This is a genomic window from Streptomyces sp. 7R007 (assembly GCF_054850255.1).
Genome location: NZ_JBTWMV010000017.1, coordinates 34,984 through 53,343, shown reverse-complemented (window position 1 = coordinate 53,343; position 18,360 = coordinate 34,984). Strand labels below are relative to the sequence as shown.

18 protein-coding genes and 1 tRNA gene are annotated in these 18,360 nt (G+C 69.9%); 8 read left to right on the top strand and 11 right to left on the bottom strand.

Features of this window, described 5'->3' with window-relative positions; genetic code table 11:
- Positions 1-2: 2 nt before the first annotated feature.
- On the top strand, positions 3-956 hold the full coding sequence (locus ACYF6T_RS22905) for an FAD-dependent oxidoreductase (protein WP_461698675.1): 954 nt from the start codon (positions 3-5) through the stop codon (positions 954-956).
- 124 nt (positions 957-1,080) lie between these two features.
- Here ACYF6T_RS22905 and ACYF6T_RS22900 read toward each other — a convergent pair whose 3' ends face one another.
- Positions 1,081-1,272, bottom strand: a complete 192-nt coding sequence (locus ACYF6T_RS22900) for a hypothetical protein (RefSeq protein WP_208880722.1) — start codon at positions 1,270-1,272, stop codon at positions 1,081-1,083.
- 953 nt (positions 1,273-2,225) lie between these two features.
- On the opposite strand from ACYF6T_RS22900, the gene ACYF6T_RS22895 reads away from it, so the two are divergent.
- Positions 2,226-2,579, top strand: coding sequence for an SPDY domain-containing protein (locus tag ACYF6T_RS22895; RefSeq protein WP_461698674.1), 354 nt, complete (start codon positions 2,226-2,228; stop codon positions 2,577-2,579).
- Between the two features lie 167 nt (positions 2,580-2,746).
- Positions 2,747-3,568, top strand: coding sequence for an SPDY domain-containing protein (locus ACYF6T_RS22890; RefSeq protein ID WP_356124278.1), 822 nt, complete (start codon positions 2,747-2,749; stop codon positions 3,566-3,568).
- 292 nt (positions 3,569-3,860) lie between these two features.
- Here ACYF6T_RS22890 and ACYF6T_RS22885 read toward each other — a convergent pair whose 3' ends face one another.
- The 6 genes from ACYF6T_RS22885 to ACYF6T_RS22860 all read right to left on the bottom strand — a co-directional run bounded on the left by ACYF6T_RS22885 (position 3,861) and on the right by ACYF6T_RS22860 (position 9,941).
- Complete coding sequence (locus tag ACYF6T_RS22885) at positions 3,861-4,241, bottom strand: hypothetical protein (RefSeq protein WP_356124281.1); 381 nt, start codon at positions 4,239-4,241, stop codon at positions 3,861-3,863.
- A 108-nt stretch (positions 4,242-4,349) separates the two neighbouring features.
- Positions 4,350-6,086: a relaxase/mobilization nuclease domain-containing protein gene (locus ACYF6T_RS22880; protein ID WP_461698673.1), complete on the bottom strand. Its 1,737-nt coding sequence runs from the start codon at positions 6,084-6,086 to the stop codon at positions 4,350-4,352.
- Positions 6,083-6,436: a plasmid mobilization protein gene (locus ACYF6T_RS22875; protein ID WP_241838045.1), complete on the bottom strand. Its 354-nt coding sequence runs from the start codon at positions 6,434-6,436 to the stop codon at positions 6,083-6,085. The genes ACYF6T_RS22880 and ACYF6T_RS22875 overlap by 4 nt, the downstream gene beginning before the upstream one ends.
- Before the next feature lie 356 nt (positions 6,437-6,792).
- Entirely contained in the window at positions 6,793-8,079 is a 1,287-nt protein-coding gene (locus ACYF6T_RS22870) for a hypothetical protein (protein WP_461698672.1), read from the bottom strand.
- 231 nt (positions 8,080-8,310) lie between these two features.
- On the bottom strand, positions 8,311-9,012 hold the full coding sequence (locus tag ACYF6T_RS22865; protein ID WP_351195547.1) for an ATP-binding protein: 702 nt from the start codon (positions 9,010-9,012) through the stop codon (positions 8,311-8,313).
- Positions 9,009-9,941: a hypothetical protein gene (locus ACYF6T_RS22860; RefSeq protein ID WP_461698671.1), complete on the bottom strand. Its 933-nt coding sequence runs from the start codon at positions 9,939-9,941 to the stop codon at positions 9,009-9,011. Before ACYF6T_RS22860 ends, ACYF6T_RS22865 begins: the two co-directional genes overlap by 4 nt.
- Positions 9,942-10,450: 509 nt before the next feature.
- Between ACYF6T_RS22860 and ACYF6T_RS22855 the strand changes: the two genes are divergently transcribed.
- From ACYF6T_RS22855 to ACYF6T_RS22840, 4 genes are all read left to right on the top strand, one after another.
- On the top strand, positions 10,451-10,708 hold the full coding sequence (locus ACYF6T_RS22855; protein WP_461698670.1) for a helix-turn-helix domain-containing protein: 258 nt from the start codon (positions 10,451-10,453) through the stop codon (positions 10,706-10,708).
- 46 nt (positions 10,709-10,754) lie between these two features.
- A complete protein-coding gene (locus ACYF6T_RS22850; RefSeq protein WP_351195535.1) occupies positions 10,755-11,135 on the top strand; it encodes a helix-turn-helix domain-containing protein in 381 nt (126 codons plus the stop codon).
- Between the two features lie 51 nt (positions 11,136-11,186).
- A complete protein-coding gene (locus tag ACYF6T_RS22845; protein WP_461698669.1) occupies positions 11,187-12,716 on the top strand; it encodes a LacI family DNA-binding transcriptional regulator in 1,530 nt (509 codons plus the stop codon).
- Between the two features lie 157 nt (positions 12,717-12,873).
- Positions 12,874-13,716, top strand: a complete 843-nt coding sequence (locus ACYF6T_RS22840) for a PE-PGRS family protein (protein ID WP_461698668.1) — start codon at positions 12,874-12,876, stop codon at positions 13,714-13,716.
- On the opposite strand, the gene ACYF6T_RS22835 is transcribed toward ACYF6T_RS22840, so the two are convergent.
- From ACYF6T_RS22835 to ACYF6T_RS22820, 4 genes are all read right to left on the bottom strand, one after another.
- Complete coding sequence (locus ACYF6T_RS22835; protein ID WP_461698667.1) at positions 13,646-15,364, bottom strand: PE-PGRS family protein; 1,719 nt, start codon at positions 15,362-15,364, stop codon at positions 13,646-13,648. The two genes, ACYF6T_RS22840 and ACYF6T_RS22835, sit on opposite strands and share 71 nt — an antisense overlap.
- A gap of 153 nt (positions 15,365-15,517) precedes the next feature.
- Positions 15,518-15,591: transfer RNA gene (locus tag ACYF6T_RS22830), tRNA-Pro, on the bottom strand.
- 42 nt (positions 15,592-15,633) lie between these two features.
- Positions 15,634-16,425 carry a Pr6Pr family membrane protein gene (locus tag ACYF6T_RS22825; RefSeq protein ID WP_461698666.1) on the bottom strand — a complete coding sequence of 264 codons (792 nt, stop codon included), beginning with the start codon at positions 16,423-16,425 and terminating at the stop codon, positions 15,634-15,636.
- A gap of 112 nt (positions 16,426-16,537) precedes the next feature.
- On the bottom strand, positions 16,538-17,467 hold the full coding sequence (locus ACYF6T_RS22820; protein ID WP_461698665.1) for a metallophosphoesterase: 930 nt from the start codon (positions 17,465-17,467) through the stop codon (positions 16,538-16,540).
- 101 nt (positions 17,468-17,568) lie between these two features.
- Between ACYF6T_RS22820 and ACYF6T_RS22815 the strand changes: the two genes are divergently transcribed.
- Positions 17,569-18,036, top strand: coding sequence for a GatB/YqeY domain-containing protein (locus ACYF6T_RS22815; RefSeq protein WP_461698664.1), 468 nt, complete (start codon positions 17,569-17,571; stop codon positions 18,034-18,036).
- Positions 18,037-18,360 lie beyond the last annotated feature (324 nt).

Below are 18,360 nucleotides of genomic sequence, written 5' to 3'. Positions count from 1 at the left end.
TCATGACCGCAGGGGAGCGCGTTGTCGTTGTCGGGGCTGGGGTGGCTGGGCTCACCACGGCCGTCGTTCTCGCCGAGGCCGGGGCTTCGGTGCACGTGATCGCCGAGCAGGTGCCGGGGGGCACGTCGCTGGCGGCCGGGGCGATGTGGGGGCCCTACCTGGTCGAACCGAAGGACAAGGTCGACCAGTGGGGACAACGGTCCCTGGAGATCTTCCGGGAACTGGCCCAAGACCCGGCGACGGGCGTCCGGCTCACCAGTGGCATCGAAGCGTCCCGCACGGCCGAGGCCGCGCCGGACTGGGCCACAACCTTGCCAGGTTTCCGACCGTGCGAGCGGGCCGAACTCCCGGCCGGGTTCACAGCGGGCTACCGGTTCACCGTGCCACTGATCGACATGCCCACCTACCTCGACTACCTCCTGCGCCGACTCCGCGAAGCCGGGGGTGTGGTCGAGCGGCGACGGCTGACTTCGCTCTCGGAGGCTGGTCCGGCTTCGGCGATCATCAACTGCGCGGGCCTCGGGGCGCGCGACCTGGTTCCGGACCCTGACCTCCGGCCCATCCGCGGCCAGCACGTCGTCGTCACCAACCCCGGGCTGACCGAGTTCTTCTCCGAGGACACCGGCCTCTCCCCGGACCTCCTGTGCTTCTACCCCCACGGCGACACCGTCGTCCTGGGGGGCACGGCGATCGACGGCGAGGGCGATCTGGCCCCCGACGACAAGGCGGCTGCCGACATCCTCGCCCGCTGTGCCGAGGTCGAGCCCCGCGTCGCCGAGGCCCGTGTCCTGGAGCACCGGGTCGGCGCTCGACCGACCCGCGCCACGGTCCGTGTGGAGGAAGAGGTGGGGGAGGCCGGCACCGTGGTCGTGCACAACTACGGGCACGGAGGCGCCGGCGTCACGCTGTCGTGGGGGTGCGCCGAGGAAGCTCGGAACCTGCTTTCGGCCAAATGATCTACGACTTCTTCGGAGCACGTTGAGGGAAGCACCGTCTGTGGTGTGACGCCGTGGATCGGGGTGGACCCCTCCGACGGCTGTCGCCGTCGGAGGGGAGGGGCGTGATCCCCTGTGCGCTCGCTCAGCGATCACCGTCCTCGTCGTCGCGGCCACCCGGAGGGGGCTGCCTCCGAAGAAGATCACGAAGTCGCTGGAAGACGCCGATCCACGTCGTGAAGAACTGCTCGACGTCGCTGGCTAGTTTTTCGCCCATCACGAGCACGAGGCTGATGAACCCAACCACCGCCAGCACCGACAGAGTGAGGCCGTTCACTGGTGTACCTCTCGAAACTACGGGCGTCAGCCGCCCGTAGCTGAACAGCTCAGGCAGCAAGCGCGCACATGTGGGAAGGGGCCGGCAGAGCAGCCAGTCCTCCCGGTGCCCGCGGTACCCGAGGCGCAGAAAGGCCGATCACCCCACACGGTGAGGACTCGTGCGGTGGTGCCTGAGATCCCAACTCGTAGCGGCCGGGTTCAAGACGCCCGGACAGCAGGTCTACTGTGGCGAGCCAAAACAGCGCGACGACCTTGCTGGCCGCCGCCAGCTCGTCGGGAGCTAGGGCGGGCCCAGTGCCCCAGATCGTGGTCGGCCGACTCACTGGCGTTGTGATCGAGGGAAGCCGGGTGTCCTTCTCGGCGGAAGAGAGGAGACGCCGCGCAAGATCAGCAGTTGCCCGCTGATCTTGCGCCTCGTCAAGGATTGCCTTCGCGTCCCTGAGGACCAAGGCGCTGCGCAGCAGCACCCCCAGCGAATGTGACTTTCCTGACCCAGCTGTGAACTGCACGACCCCGTGGCGAATGAGCTTGCCGTGCAGCTGAATTGCGGCGAACTGCAAGTCGTTCATCGTGGCCCGAGGGCTCGTCCCCGGGATTGGCCCCAACTGAACTAGCAAATTGAAATCAGCGAGAGGCTTGATAGATGTCGCGCGCGCGTACGACCCACGGACTTGGGGCGCGGCGTCTGCGGCATCGGACATAGCGCGCAGTCTAGGGGTTGGTCTTCCTGGGTGGGCCGGTTTCGGGCGTGCGCGTTTGTGGCCGATTGGCCAGCGGGTGACCACGGTACTGAGATTCGGCCACAGAACGTGAGATCCCACATGCCGCGATCTGCATCGCAGTTCGCTGGGGGCAGACAGCAAAGATCCACGGATGACTGGCCAACGCCGGAGCGGCATGTGAACCTGGACGACCTTCTTGCAAAGCACCAGGTCAAAGAGGTGATTGCCCGTGACTGCGGCACCCCAGGGCCCCGGATTCTCCACCAGCGTCGAGGCCCTGCGGCTGCGTGAGTGGCTGCTCGGCCCGGGTCAGGCCACGCTCGTGATGGATCAGTTCTCCGCCGACGACTTTCACCTGGTCGTCGACGACCGCGCGGACGTACACGTCAACTCGAAGGATGGTCGCTTCTATCTCGGATGGTTTCCGTCCGGCCGTCCTGGTACCGACTGCGAGGGGTGGAAGATCGCCGTCACCGGTACGGCCAAGGTGCGCGGCTACCAGATGTCCTTCGACACCGAGACACCGGCCGATGTCGTCGCTGCCGCAGTTGCGCGCGTGCTGGAGACCTACCAGCGCGTGTGACAGCCAGATGCTCGAGTCGGCGCCCTGGGGGAACCTGTCTCCGCCTGGTGAGGGCGAGACGGGGTAGCCCGGTCATCGGCCACCCAAGGCCGCCGCGAAGCCGGCCCGGCACCCCCCTCCAGCTTTACGCACCGCTGGCGGCATCAAGCCCCCCAGCCCCCAGCCCCTTGGAGGCGTACCTGCATTCCGATTTCCCGATCGATCCACCCGCTCCGGCCTGTGTTCCGTCCGCGTATTGGGTCGGGCCCCGTCATCTGGCCGGTGACGACGGATGCCTCTACGACGCCGTCGCTGACACCCTCGCTGGCCTGGGGTGGACGAGCCTGACGATCGTCCGCGGGCGCCAGGAGCCGGACGAGGCGCCGGAGGACCGTCAGGTCCTGCGCAGCACCGTCCTGCACTTCAGCCCCGACTCCCTGCGGTGGGCGCAGTGGGTCCTGCCGGACGAGCCGTTCCACCTGGGGAACCTGCCGATCGCCTGGCAAGTGTCCGCTCGTACGGACCCGAGCAGCCCGCTCGCCCACTGGTCGGCCTACTTCACCTCCGATGTCCCCGGGGAGATCCTCGCCGGCTTCCTTGCCGCGCTCGACGCCCAAGATCAGCCCGCCCTGCCGTGCGGTGGCCCCGAGCTGGTCCTCGACGCGGTAACGGCGCACGGGTGGCTGCGCGACATCGACCAGCCCGGCACAGGCGCGGTGGATCCAACGTTCGCCTCCCACATCCGCCTCGGTGAGGTGCCGCCCCTCATCCAGGATGGCGACCCACTCGCGCTGGTGGCTGAGGCTGACGAGGCGGCCCTGTCCGGGTGGCAGGCGTGGGCCGAACCGGTGCTCGGCGCGGGCTACCTGTGGGCGGCGTCCTTCGGCCCCAGCGTGCCGCACGACCTCGTCGCAGCCTTCGCCGACTCCCTCAGCTCCAGCGCACCGGTCCTGCGCCGGGTACTGCCGGAGAGCACACGCGACCGGCTCCTGCGCGCTCCGGCCGGCTGAGGGCCATCCAAGGCATCGAAGGCGGGCCTCGCTTCGGGGAGGCCCGCCTTCGTGCTGCTGTGCCTTGGCCGGCGTCTGCGTGGCGTTACGGTCCGCGGTTACAGGGAGCGGTTCGTCACTGCGCCCCGTGCTTCATTCGAGGCAGCGCGTTGGACCGACTACTACCGCCCTGTGCTTCATTCGCGGCGGCGCGTTGGACCGGCTACCGCCTGAACTCCCGCGGCTCGGTGTGTCAGAGGCTGGCTCCGCCTTGGGAGCGGAGCACCGCCACGTTGGACATGCGGGCCCAGGCTCAGAAGGCGTACGGGGCGAAGGGACGGACTGGTTCGACGATGAGCCCGAGGAGGTGATCGAGTTCGGCTCGCTCCTCCTCGTTCATGAGCTCGACGGCGTTGCCAAGCTTCTTCTCGGCGAGACGCTCCATGAACGGGGCCAGGAAGCGCTCCAGAGCATCCGGAGCTTCGTCCATCGTGCGCCGGTACTCCCGGTATCGCTTGAACTGCTCCTGTATCTCTTCGAACTCGAAGCGGGTGGCACTGAGGACGAGGGCCCGTTCCTCCTTGCTGAACGGGCGCCCGTCGAGGTGGTTCCACGTGTTGGTTTCACGCTTGCGCTTGATGTCCGCGTCGCACAGCAGGACGACGATTTCGGGTCGGGCTTGGGTTGTGGGCATGCGGGTGCTCCTCACAGGAGTGGGGTGGGTGGGGGCATCAATGATCCGGAGAATCGGCGGTTTGCCCAGCCGGCGATCGTCGGCTATGTTCCGCCAGTTTTTGGCTGGTCAGCGCCGACGGCTGGGGTCGGTTACGGCGCTGTTGGCCGGTCGCGTGGCGGGCGCCGGGGGTGCGGTGAGCCGAGTGCCTGGGGTGGCCGTTCCGTCGGGGCTTGCGGGTAGGGCCAGCAGGTGGGCGCCGCGGCGTAGTCGCCATACGAGGACGTCGCTGATGGAGTCAGCGGTATCGAGTTCGCGTCGTCGGGCGGCGTCGGTCAGTAGAACCGCCGGGTCATGGCCGGCCTTGCGGACGTCGTCGAGGGTGGCGGCCAAGGCGGCCCAGCCGGCCTCGGCACGGATGCGTTCGGCCAGATCTGGCAGGACTTGCTGGAGAAGCTCGGCTTGCCGCTGCCGAACACGGGGAGTCAGACGCTGGCCTCGCTGTCGGAGGGTGGCCATGGGCTGGGCTGCGGCGGTTTCGTAGGCTGCCCGAAGGTGTTCGGCTGCCTGCTGGGCTGCGGCAGCCTGCTGCGCGTGCTCCCTCTTTGCATGCCAGTTCGCCGCAGCGATGACGAGGAAGAAGGCCATGTCGATGAGCATGGCGGTGGTGGCGCCGTCTTCCCCTCGGCCCAGGGCGGGCCCGCTGCGGACGAGATCGCGGGCGGCCTGGCGCAGGGAGCGGTCGTGCCCGCGTACGGCCTTCACGTGGGAGCGGCTGGCCCGCTCGAACACGAACGCCGCCTCGCGCATCTCAGCGCGGGTGTGGGCGGCGGAGGTCTTGGCCAGCGCGTCCAGCACCTCACCCGCCGCGGTGATCTGGGCCGCTGCCGCGCCGTCGTCACCGGCATCGATGATCAGCAGGGCCTGCCAGGTAGCGGCGGTGGCCCGGCGCCGCGCGAACGCGGGACCTGTCACGTCCGGCAGGGCGGGTTGCTCCAGCCGTGAGCCGTCCGCCGAAGCGGGCTCCGCGGGAAGCGTCCAGCGTTCGCGGATGCGGGGCAGGGACAGATCGGGTGCGAGCGTGGAGCCCGCGTAGAACACCGGCTCCTGCTCGCCGTTGCGGTCGTCGGGCAGCGCGACCTTGTAGCCGAGCAGGTCACCGGAGGGCGCGACGCGCTTGCGTATGAGCAGGCCGGCGGCGGCCAGGCGGTCGAAGAACTCCTCCGTGGAGGCCGTGCCAGCAACGGCGCGGCGCACGGTCTCCCGCAGCTCCTCCCGCGCGGTACGCTCCCGGCCTTCCCGCTCTGCCTTGTGGCGTTCGGCGCTGGTAGGCCGCTGGGCGGCAGTGCCGTCGCCGGTGCTTAGGCGGCGCAGCCCGTAGTCGATCTCGATCTTGCGGGCTTCGGCCTGGGAGCGTTTGCCGTCCTGGCGGAGGCGGGCCTGGCGGCCGTCTTCACGGACGATGGTGGCGATGATGTGGATGTGATCGTCGGCGTGCCGGACGGCCGCCCAGCGGCAGGCGGCGTCGTCGCCGTCGGGGGCGATACCGGTTGCGGCGACCATCCTGCGGGCTATCTCGCCCCACTGCTCGTCCGACAGGATCGGGTCTTCGGGGGCGGCGCGTACCGACAGGTGCCACACGTGCTCGGCGGGCCGCCGGCTCTCGGGCAGGGCCATCACCGGCTGGTCGAGCAGCCGCTGGAGATCGCCGTACGTGGCGCCGGGGTCTCGGTCGGGATCGGGGGCAAGACCGTCCCAGGCGGCCACCAGGTGCGGGACGACGTGCTCCTCATGTGTGCCGGGCCCGTACAGGTAGTGGAGCAGGCCGATGGTGCGCGTGCCCCTGGCGTGGACGCGCGGGATCACGCAGCCGTCCTGTGGTCCAGGTACTGCTGGGTGAAGGCGTCGACACGCTTGGCGGCGCGCTGGACAGCGGCGAGGACCGCCTCGGCCTGCGGGGCGTCGGCTCCGGAGTTCAGCGCTTTGGCCACCTGGTTGAGGTTGTTGCCGATCTGCCCGAGGTGTCGCCGCAGCGCGAACAGCTCCTGCAGCATCTCTTTCTCGCCCGCGATGTCCGCAGCGGTGCGCTCCAGGTCGCGGGCAGCGTTGAGCGCCGAGCGGGCAAGAAACCCGGCCACGCTCATGTGGCACACGGCGGCTGCCCGGAGGAGGAGTTGGTACTCGTCGTCGTTCATGCGGCAGCTGGGCTGGTGCACACGCTTCTTCTCATCACGCAGACGTTCACGTTGCTGCACACGGGGCTTCGACGGGGCAGCGTGAGCGCAGTCGGTGCTGTGGCAGGGACGCGGTTCTTCCCTCTCAGGATGCGATCCGCCCTCGGTCGCATCCTGATGGGTCGGCGCCTCCCGGTGCCGATCCGCTCCCGCCGCTGCCGACGCGGGAGAGGCAGGAGCATTGCTCCCGACGGGAGCAATGCTCCTGCACCAACTTGCTCCGCCTGGGGCAGGGGTGGTCGGCAGGGAATCCTCGTGGGTGGTGGGGTCTTCGTGGTTCGGGGTGTGCATGGGGCCCTTCGGGTCGGGGTCTGGTGGGAGTGCTGGTGCTGCGACGATCAGCGGAGTGGATCGCCGGCTGCGGCCTTGAGCCGGGCCTTGAACTCGCGGACGACTCGTCCGACGCCGTCGCTGGAGACGGTGTAGCCGACGGCTCGCAGGGCGTCCTCGACCCGGTCGCGGCCGACGCTGCCGGTCCCCTCGTAGATGCGGCGAGCGTGCTTGAGGATGACCTCATCGGAGGCACGGGCTTTGCCGGCGTCACGTTTCTTCCGGGCAGCCGCCTTCCGCTCGCGCCTGCCCGACACGCTGCCCACGCTGCTGCCCGAGGGTGCCGGGCTGTCTTCGGCTTCTGCCCGTGCGGGCAGCCCGGCCTCCGGGCGGGCAGGCTGCGGGCGGGCAGCCAGAGGGACCTCGTGGTCACCCGGATCTGACGGGTGCGGGCGGGCAGTTTCCTCTGCCTGCGGCAGTTGTGCGGCGCGACCGGCGCGCGGGCTGCTCTGCCCGGATTCCCGGGCGGGGTTGGAGGCTGGGACCTCCCAGCGCGGCGGCAGCGTGATGGAAGCGAGGCCGAGGGCCTGCTTGCGGGTGGCGAGCTTGCGCAGCAGCAGCTCGTCCTGGAGCGGATCCCCGTCCACGCCGGCCCGCTCCAGGGCCTCGTGCAGGCGTTCTGCCAGGCGTCGTTGCCGCCGCTTGCCGCGCTGGCGGTCGGTCATCGACTCGGCGCGCAGGATCAGGGCGACGGCTTCGCTCAGTGCGCGGTCGCGGATGAGGCGGGCGGCGTCGGCGTCCTGGTCGGCGATGCCGAGTCTAGCCAGGAGGCGTTCGCGGGCCTGGCGGACCAGGACGGCGGCCAGGCTGCGTGAGGCGGCGTCGGGGGCGCGGTGGCGCAGCTCGATGCCCATGGCCAGGTGCCACAGCATCGCAGCCATGACCGGGCCGACGAAGGCTCGCACGGTGCCGCCGACCAGTCCGGACTCGGCGTAGGCGGGCAGAACCTGGACTGCGGTGATGACCCAGGTGAGGGTGCCGGGCAGGCCGGGAGCCTGTTTCGGGCCGTTGAGGTTCTGCCGGGCCATCAGGGCGGTGGCGAACAGGGCCAGCTCGGCGGCGGCGAACATCGCGACGCGCTCGGCGGTGCCGCCCATGTCGAGGTAGTCGGCGGCGAACCGCCAGCTGGTGTCCGCGCTGTAGGCGGTGCAGCCGAGGGCGGCCACGGCCGCGACCGGCACCGCGACAGTCCCGCGCCAGCGGTTGGTCTGATGCTGCCGGCGGCGTTGCTGGCGGATCAGCCACACGGCGAGCAGGACGAGCAGCACGGGCGGGATGAGGAGCGCCACGGTCATCACCGGGGAGGTGGCCCAGTCAGGGAGGAGCGGCGTGCCGCTGATCCGTATGGCGAGGTGGACGGGGCTGTGAGGAGGCAGGAGGGGGCTCCAAGGCGTCGAGGATTGAGGGCGAAGGCTGAATCGACGGGGCGTTGAGCACCGTCTGCGCGAGTGGTTGGTGCGGGCAGGGCTGGTGTGAGCGCGGGTGATGCGGCGGGGTCGGCCAGGAGAGGGCGCTGAGGCGGCCAGTCAGGCGGCGGGCGCTGTGCGGCGTCGTCGGTCGGGGCCGTCGAGGATGACGCGCTCCGTCATCTCGGCGAGGCGGGAGGCGACGCGGTCACCGAGGGTGACGCGCAGCTGCTCCATCGGAAGGTTGGTGGTGATGAGGGTTGGGAGCATGTGCTCGTACCGGTGGTTGATGAGCCGGTAGGTCAGCTCCTCGGTCCATTCGCTGGTCTTGGCCGCGCCGAGGTCGTCCAGGAACAGCAGCGGGCAGCGCGCCAGGGTCTGCAGCTCCCGTTCGGCGTCGTGGCCGGCGCGTGGGCGCAGGCGCGCGTGGAAGTCGGCGGTGGTGGTCGCTTCCCAGCGCAGACGGACCCCTCGGGCGAGCAGGGTGCGGATGGCGCCGTACGCCTGGTACGTCTTGCCCGTGCCCGTGGGGCCGGCGATCAGCAGCGACGGGCCCTCAGCGATGCCCGGCCCGCCGGGGCCGGGGCGTCCGGCGCGGGCGATCTCGTCGGCCCAGGCGGTGACCTTCGGGTGGTCGGCCAGGGCTCGGCGGTAGCGGGCGGGGATCCTGGCGTCGGCGAGTTCCAGCGCGGTGACGGGCTCGGCGTGCCCGTCCTCGACGGCGGCGGTGGCGAGGTCGATGCCGCGACTGGCAAGGATGCCGTTGAGCCGGTCGGCGAGCGGGCCGACCCGGTGGGGCTCGCGGGTGAGGGTGGCGGTCAGAGGTCACCTCCGTAGGCGGCTTCGACATCGGCGGGGTTTGTCCACGACCTGTGGGCAACCGGCACGGTGGGGGCCGCGTTCATGGCCTCGTGCACGAGGCTCGGCAGCGTGCTGGGATGCAGGCCCTTGGCGCGGTGCCGTTCCAGGCCGGCCCGGATGTGGGCGGGGGCGATGCCCTCGCCGAGCAGCTTGCGCACCTCGCGAGCGAGATGGCCGAGGACGTCCTTGGGCGGACGGTGTGTGCAAGCGGCGGCGTACTCGGCGATGAGCTCGTTGGCCGAGACGGCGTGGGGTGCGGGGGCGCTTGCGCCCCCCGAAGGGGTATTTCCTAGATCCATGATCCTAGGTCCTAGATCCGGACGCTGAGGCGTCACCGCTCCCTCACTGAGCCCTCCTCGCTGCCTCACGGAGGGCTCACTGAAATCGCCCTGACCTGCTGTTTCGTCATCGGTAACCGGATTCACCGCAGGCTCGCGTATTCGCCCGGAGCCCTCACGGAGGGCTCCGTGAGGCTGCGGTGCGGGCTCCGTGACGCCCACTCCCGCAGCCGACGCATCGACGCCAGGCGCGGTGCGAGCCTGCGTGTCGTGGTGCGGGCAGGCTGGAAGACGGCTCGCGCTGGGGCGATTGATCTTCTGATGCTGCCGCCAGGTGACGATGTGCAGGTAGCGCTTGTCGCCCGGACCCTTGTAGCGGCATATCAGCCCAGCGTCGGCGAGCTGGGCGAGGTCCTGCTCGACAGCGCCAGGCGTGTGTTCCGGGCGCAGAACCCACAGCTGCCCGGCGATGATCGCGGCGTGGTCGCGGTGGCGCCCCTGGTCGTCAGCCTGGGTGAGCAGGCCGAAGAAGGTGCGCTCGGCGGTCAGGGAGACGGCGGCCAGGGACTCGGAGACGAAGGCTTCCGGCTTGATGGTGCGGATTCGTGCCAAGAGGGGCGGTCCTCACTCGGTGACCGGTGGGCTGGGTGCCCACGGTTCACCGTCGGTCGGGGGCGGGTCGGGCGTGAAGGGCGGGGATGTCGGGCCGTTGACGCGGGAGCGTTGATGGCCGCTTGCGCTTTCCGAGGTGTCGTCAACATAGCCACACCCACAGCGCGCAAGTCCAGCCCTATCTGGCGCAATCTCTCACGGCAGAAATGCCGCTGGAAATCGAGTCGGCGAGGGCGGTGCGAAAACGGTAGGGCACGATCGGCGGTTGACCAAATAGTTGCCCCGCATCCCGAGCCAGAAGGATCACATCGGCAAGCCGTTGACGTCCCGCGAGCGACGAAGCTACAACACAACACCCCACGTCAGAGAGGCTCTATGGTGTCGGGGCACGTTCGGGGATCCGGCCCTGCGCAGCACCCCGATCGCCTCGCTCACCGATTGAGCGCGGCGCAACATAGCCGACGATCGCCGGTTAACCAAACCGGAGAATGCACGCTACAACTAGAGCCATGGCAGCACGATCTCTGGAAATAGGGCCCGCAGGAATGCTGGCGGCTCGCACCATCGAAATCCTTCGCGCGGAACGCGGCCTTGGGCAGCGCCAACTCGCCGCGCGGTGTACCGCTTTGGGCCGTCCTATGTCCAACACAATGCTGTCCCGCATCGAACTCGCCAAGCGGCGATGCGATATCGACGACCTCGTCGCCATCGCCGCAGCCCTGCAGGTGTCACCCGCCGCCCTCCTCCAGGGGCCGGGTGCCGCCTGAGCCGCCCACGCAGCCCTCCCCAACCTCCCGACCAGGAGCCGCCGCCTTGCACCGATCCACGCCCGCTCCCGTCCCCCACAGGCCGTCCGACGCCCCTCCACCCCGCCTCTACCGCCCCGAAGAGATCGCCGACACCCTCGGCTGCTCGGCCTGGTGGGTCAAGGACCGAGCGCGACGGCGCCTGATACCGCACACCCGGGTCGGTCGTGCCTACCGCTTCACCGCCGAGCACCTCGCCGAGATCATCCGCCTCTACGAGGAGCGGCCGGCCCAGCCTGCGCAGGCAGTCGCACGGGTGACCGAGCCGCTCTCCGAGCCCGGTGCGCAGACCGGCTCCGGGCAACCTCGCCGCCCTGTCGTTGCGCCGGCGACCCGCCTGCGGGCCCGCCCGCCGCGTCGACAGCAGCAGTACGGCACTGTCGCGTGACCCGATCGCATCTGCCGTAGCCGAGGACAAGGAAGAGGGGGGCAGCGGGACTTGGGTTTCGCGGAGAAGCGTGGAAACTACTGGCGCGGCCGGTACAAGGTCGCGCCCGGCAAGCACAACACGGTCGTCGACGAGAACGGCAAGGCGATCCGGTTCGCCACCAAGGGCGAGGCCCAACGGGCAGCGGCTGAGGCCGAAAACAAGTACCGTCGCGGCGACTGGCGCGACCCGGCCCTCGGCCAGGAGACCTTCGGCGAGTACGCGAACCGCTGGTACGAGGCCCAGGACCTGGCCGCCTCCACCATGCAGAACTACAAGCGCCACATCGAGGAGCACCTCCTCCCTGAGTTCGAGGACAAGGCGCTCGCCGGCATCCTGCGCACGGACGTCGACCTGTGGGAGAAGAAGGAGAAGGCCCTCTATGCCGCTTCCAGCGTCAAGACCTGGCGCTCGACGCTCCACCTGATTTTCGAGGACGCGATCGACGAGGGCCTGATCACGTCCAACCCGGCCGCTCGGCGGCGCGGACGGGGCAAACGCGCCGGCCGCTCCCGAGACCGTGGCCCGGAGAAGGTGGTCACCGACGCGCTCGGCATCCTGCTGACCGCCGAGCGCGCCGCCCTGCTCTCCGGCCGCGACGACGAGTTCGTCGCCGTGGTCCTCAAGGGGTACACCGGCATGCGCTGGGGCGAGATCGTCGGCCTGGAGACCGCGTTCGTCCGCCCTGGAGCCGTCCGGGTCGAGTGGCAGCTGTACGAGCTCGACACGGGGGAGCTGGTGCGCTGCCCACCGAAGGACGACAGCTACCGCACCATCGACTCGATGGACTGGCTGTCCGCGCTGGTCGCCAACCACATCGCCCGCACGAAGCCCAAGCCATGCCCCTGCCACGGCAAGACCTACGTCTTCCGAGGACAGGGCCCGGCCCGCACAGGCGGCCACCAAGGCGCGAAGCTCGTCGACGTCGCCCGCCGTGCCGGCGTCTCGACCGGCACGGTGTCCAACGTCCTCAACCACCCCGAACGCGTCACCGAGGCCACGCGAGAGAAGGTCGAGCAGGCCATCGCGGACCTCCGATTCGTCCGGGGCGGCGTCGTACCGGAGCATGCCGCCCACTGGCGCAGGAACGGTTTTGCAACCTGGCTGTTCACGCCGGCGGTCTCCGGCTGGTACCCGAAGAAGGCACCGCAGGAGCCACGGCCGGTACCCCTACTCGGCGAGCCGTGGCCCGGTGTCCCGGCACGGGGTCGGGGTGCCAGCGAACGGGCCGACGCCTGCTGGCTCCCGATAGCCAAGGGACTTACGCCCCACGGCCTCCGCCACACCCACCGGACGATGATGGAGGACCTGGGAACCGAAAAGGTGCTCATGGACGAACGCATGGGCCACATCGACGGCTCGGTCTCGGCGCGCTACGCCCACGTCACCTCAGGCATGCGCAAGCGGCTCATGTTGGGGCTGACCGAGCAGTGGGAGGCAGCGCTCGACGCGCGTTTGGCCATGAGTGCCACGTCACCAGTGCGCGTGCTGAATGATCTCCTGCGGGCACGCGAGGTGTCCCGGGTGCCCGTCAAGTCGTAGCAGTAAATGTGCTGTGCCCTCCGGCGACAACTCCCGGAGGGCACAGCCATGTCCGTGATGCCTCCGCGAGGCCGCGTCAACTCCGCGCGGCCGTCTCACTCCAGCAGTTACGACGATTGCCCAGTAGCGGGGCCAACGGACCTGGCTCAATAGGTACATGGAGACTGGCGAGCACTGGGCATACCGCGCGAGGCCGAAGGAGCTGGGCAGCCCTGTCAGGCAGGTGGAGATCGTCCGGGTGGGCGGTCGTGGCAGGTCTGGCTGGGTCCATGTCCGGTTCCTGGAAGGGGATGACGCCGGCCTGCAGGAATGGGTCAGCCCCGGCTGCCTCGTAGCACTGTGGTCAGACGTCGAGGCGTTCCGCGCGGATGACGAGGCCGAGCTCAGACTGGCCGAGGTGTCACGCCACGTACGAGGCAGCACGGACTTCGAGGCCGCGCGCCTGATCCTCGGGTTCGTCCGGCCGAAGAACAGGCTGCGCCTCCGCCGAGGGGTGGCGGACGCGGGAGTTCTGGAACTGAGCCGACTCGACGAGACGGCGCCGCTCATCGGCATGGACGCCACCGCGCTCCGCAGTGACCCGATGGTGCACGAGGACCGCGCCGGCATGTGCCTGGCCGGCTGGCCGGTCACCGAACGCGTCGCCCGTCAGGTAGCGGGCCGCCTCGCCGATGAGATCCTCCCAGAGGTGGACCGCAAGCAGCAGGACATCGAGCAGGAGCGCGCACAGCCCTCCTGGTACTCGTACCGTCGTCGGGACGACCGCAAGTTGGATGCGGAGGCGGCCGTTCTGCGGACCGTCCGGGTGTGGTGCGGCGACGACAAGGCTGAGCGCTACGACGAGCTGGTCGCACTGCGCGAAGAGGTCATCCGGCTCGGCCAGCTGGTGGAGAAGGCGGTCAAGGCCCTACGCGACCGTGGGCACGGCGTCATCGCCTCCACCATTGAGCGCGACCTTGGCGTCCATATCGCCAGCCTTGATCCTGACGTGCGTCGATAGAGCCGCGCCACGGCTCCGGGGTCGGCTTCTGCGGCTCAGGCCGTGCCGCAGGCTGCTCCCTCTCCGGCCGGTGCGGGTTCCAGCCACCGAGAAAGGGCCGTAGCTGATCTCCCGTCGGCTCCGAGTAGAAGTCGAGAACGGCCAGACCCCTGCCGTTCATGGTGGGGTCCAGCTGGTCGGCCTCCGCCTTTCCCCAAGCCGACCACTCTCGCAGCCGCTCGGCTTCGACGGCGTCGTCCGATGTGGCGGCGGCTTCGTCCAGAGCGCCGCAGAACACCCGGATCTCCCCAGCCACCTTCCACTGCTCCAGGGCTGTGCCGAAGTGCTCCGCCCGTAGGGCGTGAACCGCCTTGATCGAGGCGGCACTGACGGCGGACTCCCACTCCCGCCTCTCGCGCTCTTCCCGCTCCGCCTCCAGACGCCGACGCTCCGCCTCCTGCCGCTCCCGCTCCTCTCGCAGGCGCCGCTGCTCCGCCTCCCGTTCCAGCCGAGCCCGCTCCTGCTCCTCCGCGCGCGCCTTCAGCGCCCGCAACACCGAACCGACCTGCTCCTCCAACGGCTTCTTGGCGGTGTCGGCCCATTCCTTCTTCCAACCGTAGCTGTGGCCGTAGCCGTAGCCCGAGTGCTGGCTGATCAGCAGTTCCAGCTCGCCGGATGGCTCGAACCTGTGCGCCGGCGTCACCCGCTGCCAGTCGTACGTACGTCGGCCCGGCTGCTTGGGCACGTACCGGACCTGCTTCTGCCGTTCACGGAAGCTGACCTCGTACGTCCTGCCGTGGACGGTGAGCAGGGGCCTGGGCTGCTTGCGCTTCTTGGACACAGTGATCTCGCCGTGGCGGGCGAGTGCCTGCTCGGCGAGGAGCCGGAGCAGCGAGAGGACTCGCGGCAGGACCTCCTCCGAGATCTCGAAGGCGCTGTGGTCCGCCGTGACAGCGGCGATCACGTCCTCGACATCGCTGATCACCCGGCTGCGCGCCAGCCGGATGCGGTTCCACTCGGTGTCGTCCTCTCCCGACACCCTGAGTAGACCGAGGAAGAAGTCCCCCTTCGCCCGTCCGCTGTACTTCAGGTGGTACCCCTCGGGCGCACACTGCCGGGCTGCGTCGAAGGCCCTGCGATAGCGGGCTCGCTCCTGGTCGCTGGGGCTCGGGATCCGGAGGAACCGCCCAGCCTGCTGTACTTCCGCGATCAAGGCGGCTCCGATTTCCGCCGACGACACCTGCGGGGGCTTGGCGGCGCGTTGCGGCGCCGGCTTCGTCGTGGACGGAGCCGTGTCTTGCTTCTGCGGAGGAGGGGCAGGCCGTGTCCGTTGCTCGGAACCCGCCGAACGCTGCTTGCGTGGCGCCGGTTCCGGCCGGTCTGGGTGATGGCCGTGTTCCAGGTAGAAGCGCCCCGCGTCAGTGATCTCCGCCTGCCACTTCCCATCCTGCTTGGGCATGGTGATCAGGCGCCGCTCCTTGAGCGCGCGGGCGGTGAGAGCGAACTCGGGGCTGTCCGACGTGACGGGGTCGGTTCCGTCCTCGATGCGGGTGAGGAGCGCGAGCTGCCGGTCATTTAACGGAGACCATCGGTGCATGGCGATCGTCGTACCGCCTGTGATCGGCCTCGCACAACCGTAGGGATGACCCTTTCCCAGCGTGAGCGGCAAAGAGCGGGCTGGACGGCGGACGGCCGCTCGCTGGGAGCCGCCGGGAGCCGGTTTCTGGAAGTTGGCTCCCAAACGGCTCCCAAAACGGGGTCACAGAGCAAATCAGGCCCAATGCTGATCTCTCAGCACCGGGCCTGACCTGGTGTTTCACTGTCGGGGTGGCGGGATTTGAACCCACGACCTCTTCGTCCCGAACGAAGCGCGCTGCCAAGCTGCGCTACACCCCGGTGTCGCTGCAGGTCCTGCTTGTCGCGGCGACGTCGTTTACTTTAGCCCACCGGTGGCTGTAGACGAAATCCGGTTTTGGCGCGGTGGCGGATCGGGTTGGGGCGGGCGTGGTCGAGGGCCACGAGGAGGACGGCCAGGGCGTAGAAGGAGAGGCCGAGGAGGAGGGCGTTGCCCAGGACGCTCCTGTAACCGTGCAGGTCGACGTCCAGGAAGGGGTAGAGGTAGCGGGCCGGGGTGGAGGGCTGGAGGAGTTCGCCTCGGGTGAGGGAGAAGGCCAGGTAGGCCAGGGGGTACAGGAGCCACGGCGCGGCCTGGCGCAGGTGCAGGCGGCCGGGGGACGTCAGCAGCAGCCAGTCCAGGAGCGCGGCTATCGGGACCGCCGTATGCAGGAGGGCGTTGGTCAGTCTGGGCCAGCCCGTCAGTGGGGCCGCCGGCGTCGGGGTCGTCATCGAGAACTGCGTGCCCGTGCGGACCAGGAGCAGGTGGTACACCAGGCCCGCGATCACGACGTACAGCAGCGTCGCCCCTGTCAAGCCGGCCGGCAGCGGGCGGCGGGCCGTCCAGGCGCGGCGGGCCGCCAGGGCGAACACCAGGGCCAGCAGGATGTTGCTCTGGATCGTGAAGTAGCTCAGGACCAGGGGCGGGCTGCCCAGGAGCAGGTCCAGCGTCACGGCGCCTGCCGCGGCCAGGGCCACCAGCAGGCGGTATACGGCGGTCAGGGGGCGGCGCACGGGGGCCACCACCGCCGTTGCGGGGACGGGGGAGGGCAGCAGCGCGGGTACGCCCGGGACCGCGGGGAGGTCCGGGATGTCCCTGGGTATCGGGGCGGTCATGCCCTAAAGGTAGGAAAGGGGCGTATCGGTCACCATGTGGGTGGGCTGTCCGGGGGAGGCCCCGTACCCCATTTATCCCCAGTTACCCCCGGTTGCCCCTGGTTGCCAACGCTTACCTCTCCGCGCCCACCAGCGTCAGCAGCGTCGCCTCCGGCGGGCACGCGAACCGCAGCGGCGTGTAGCGGTTCGTGCCGCAGCCCGCCGAGACGTGGAGGTACGACGTACGCCCCTCCGACGTGTGCGTCGACAGGCCCTTCACCCGGTCCGTGTCCAGATCGCAGTTGGTGACCAGGGCGCCGTAGAACGGGATGCACAGCTGCCCGCCGTGGGTGTGGCCGGCGAGGATCAGCGGGTACGCGTCCGCCGCGAAGGAGTCCAGGACGCGCAGGTAGGGCGCGTGCACCACGCCCATCGAGAAGTCCGCCGACGCGGACGGGCCGCCGGCCACCTGCGGGTAGCGGTCCCTCTTGATGTGCGGGTCGTCCAGGCCCGTCAGCTCCACCGACACGCCCTCGACCTTCAGCGTGCCCCGCGTGTTCGTCAGGTTCAGCCAGCCCGCCGCGTCGAAACCGTCGCGCAGGTCCTCCCACGGGTTGTGGATCGCGCCGACGACCGGCGGGTTGCCGTTCAGACCGTGGCGGCCCTGCACCTTCTCCATCAGGTAGCGGGCCGGGTTGCGGAACCGGGGGCCGTAGTAGTCGTTCGAACCGAAGACGTACGCCCCCGGGAACTCCATCAGCGGGCCGAGCGCGTCCAGGACCTCCGGCACGCCCTCCGGGTCCGACAGGTTGTCCCCCGTGTTGATCACGAAGTCGGGGCGCAGCCCGGCCAGCGAGCGCAGCCAGCGCTGCTTCTTGCGCTGGCCGCCGACCATGTGGATGTCGGACACCTGGAGCACGCGCAGGGGGCGCATCCCGGCGGGCAGGACGGGGACCGTCACCCGTCGCAGGCGGAAGGAGCGGGCCTCGAAACCCGCCGCGTACACCACACCGGCGGCGCCAGCCGCCGCGATGGACAGAGGTACTCCGTATCGCGCGCGCATACGCCCATCGTGTCAGACGCGGAGGGGCACTTGAGCCGCGCCGTCCGTCCGCCGCCAAATGAACGGGCATCAGGTCTCGCGCACCTGCGACAATCGGACGCATGACCACCACGCTCAAGTCGAAGCTGCAGGAAGACCTCAACGCCGCGATCAAGGAGCGCGACGAGCTGCGCTCCTCGACGCTGCGGCTGACGCTCACCGCGATCACCAAGGAGGAGGTCGCGGGTACGGAGAAGCGCGAGCTCTCCGACGACGAGGTGCAGAAGGTGATCGCCCGTGAGGCGAAGAAGCGCCGGGAGGCGGCCGAGGCCTTCGCGCAGGGTGGTCGGGCCGAGTCGGCAGAGCGTGAGCGGGCGGAGGGCGAGGTGCTCGCCGCGTACCTGCCCAAGCAGCTCGGCGACGACGAGCTGAACGCGATCGTCGCGCAGGCCGTCGAGGAGGCGAAGGCGGCGGGCGCCGAGGGGCCGCGGGCCATGGGCGCCGTCATGAAGATCGTGAACCCGAAGGTGGCCGGTCAGGCCGAGGGCGGGCGTGTCGCCGCGGCGGTGAAGAAGTTCCTGGCCGGCTGAGAGGGAGAGGGAGAGGGAACGGGAGCGGGGCCGGACGCGCGAGCGGGAGCGCAGGCGGGAGCAGGACGCGGGGGCCGGACGCGGGAGTGGGAGCGCGGGCGGGACGTCGGCAGCCGTCATGCCGACGGCGCCCGTCAGGCGACGCCCCAGCCCGCCGACGACCCAGTCGGGCGACGCCCCACTCAGGCGACGCCCCAGTCGGGTGATGCCCCAGCCAGGCAAAGCCCCACTCAGGTGATGCCCCAGTCAGGCAAAGCCGAGCCAGGCGAAGCCCCACTCAGGCAAACCCCAGCCAGGCAAACCCCAGCCAGGCAAAGCCCGACT

Coding starts and splice junctions, on each gene's coding strand:
- ACYF6T_RS22905 (WP_461698675.1), top strand. CDS start 3: ATGACCGCAGGGGAGCGCGTTGTCGTTGTCGGGGCTGGGGTGGCTGGG.
- ACYF6T_RS22885 (WP_356124281.1), bottom strand. CDS start 4,241: ATGCCCACAACCCAAGCCCGACCCGAAATCGTCGTCCTGCTGTGCGAC.
- ACYF6T_RS22870 (WP_461698672.1), bottom strand. CDS start 8,079: ATGACCGTGGCGCTCCTCATCCCGCCCGTGCTGCTCGTCCTGCTCGCC.
- ACYF6T_RS22855 (WP_461698670.1), top strand. CDS start 10,451: ATGGCAGCACGATCTCTGGAAATAGGGCCCGCAGGAATGCTGGCGGCT.
- ACYF6T_RS22840 (WP_461698668.1), top strand. CDS start 12,874: ATGGAGACTGGCGAGCACTGGGCATACCGCGCGAGGCCGAAGGAGCTG.
- ACYF6T_RS22825 (WP_461698666.1), bottom strand. CDS start 16,425: ATGACCGCCCCGATACCCAGGGACATCCCGGACCTCCCCGCGGTCCCG.
- ACYF6T_RS22820 (WP_461698665.1), bottom strand. CDS start 17,467: ATGCGCGCGCGATACGGAGTACCTCTGTCCATCGCGGCGGCTGGCGCC.
- ACYF6T_RS22815 (WP_461698664.1), top strand. CDS start 17,569: ATGACCACCACGCTCAAGTCGAAGCTGCAGGAAGACCTCAACGCCGCG.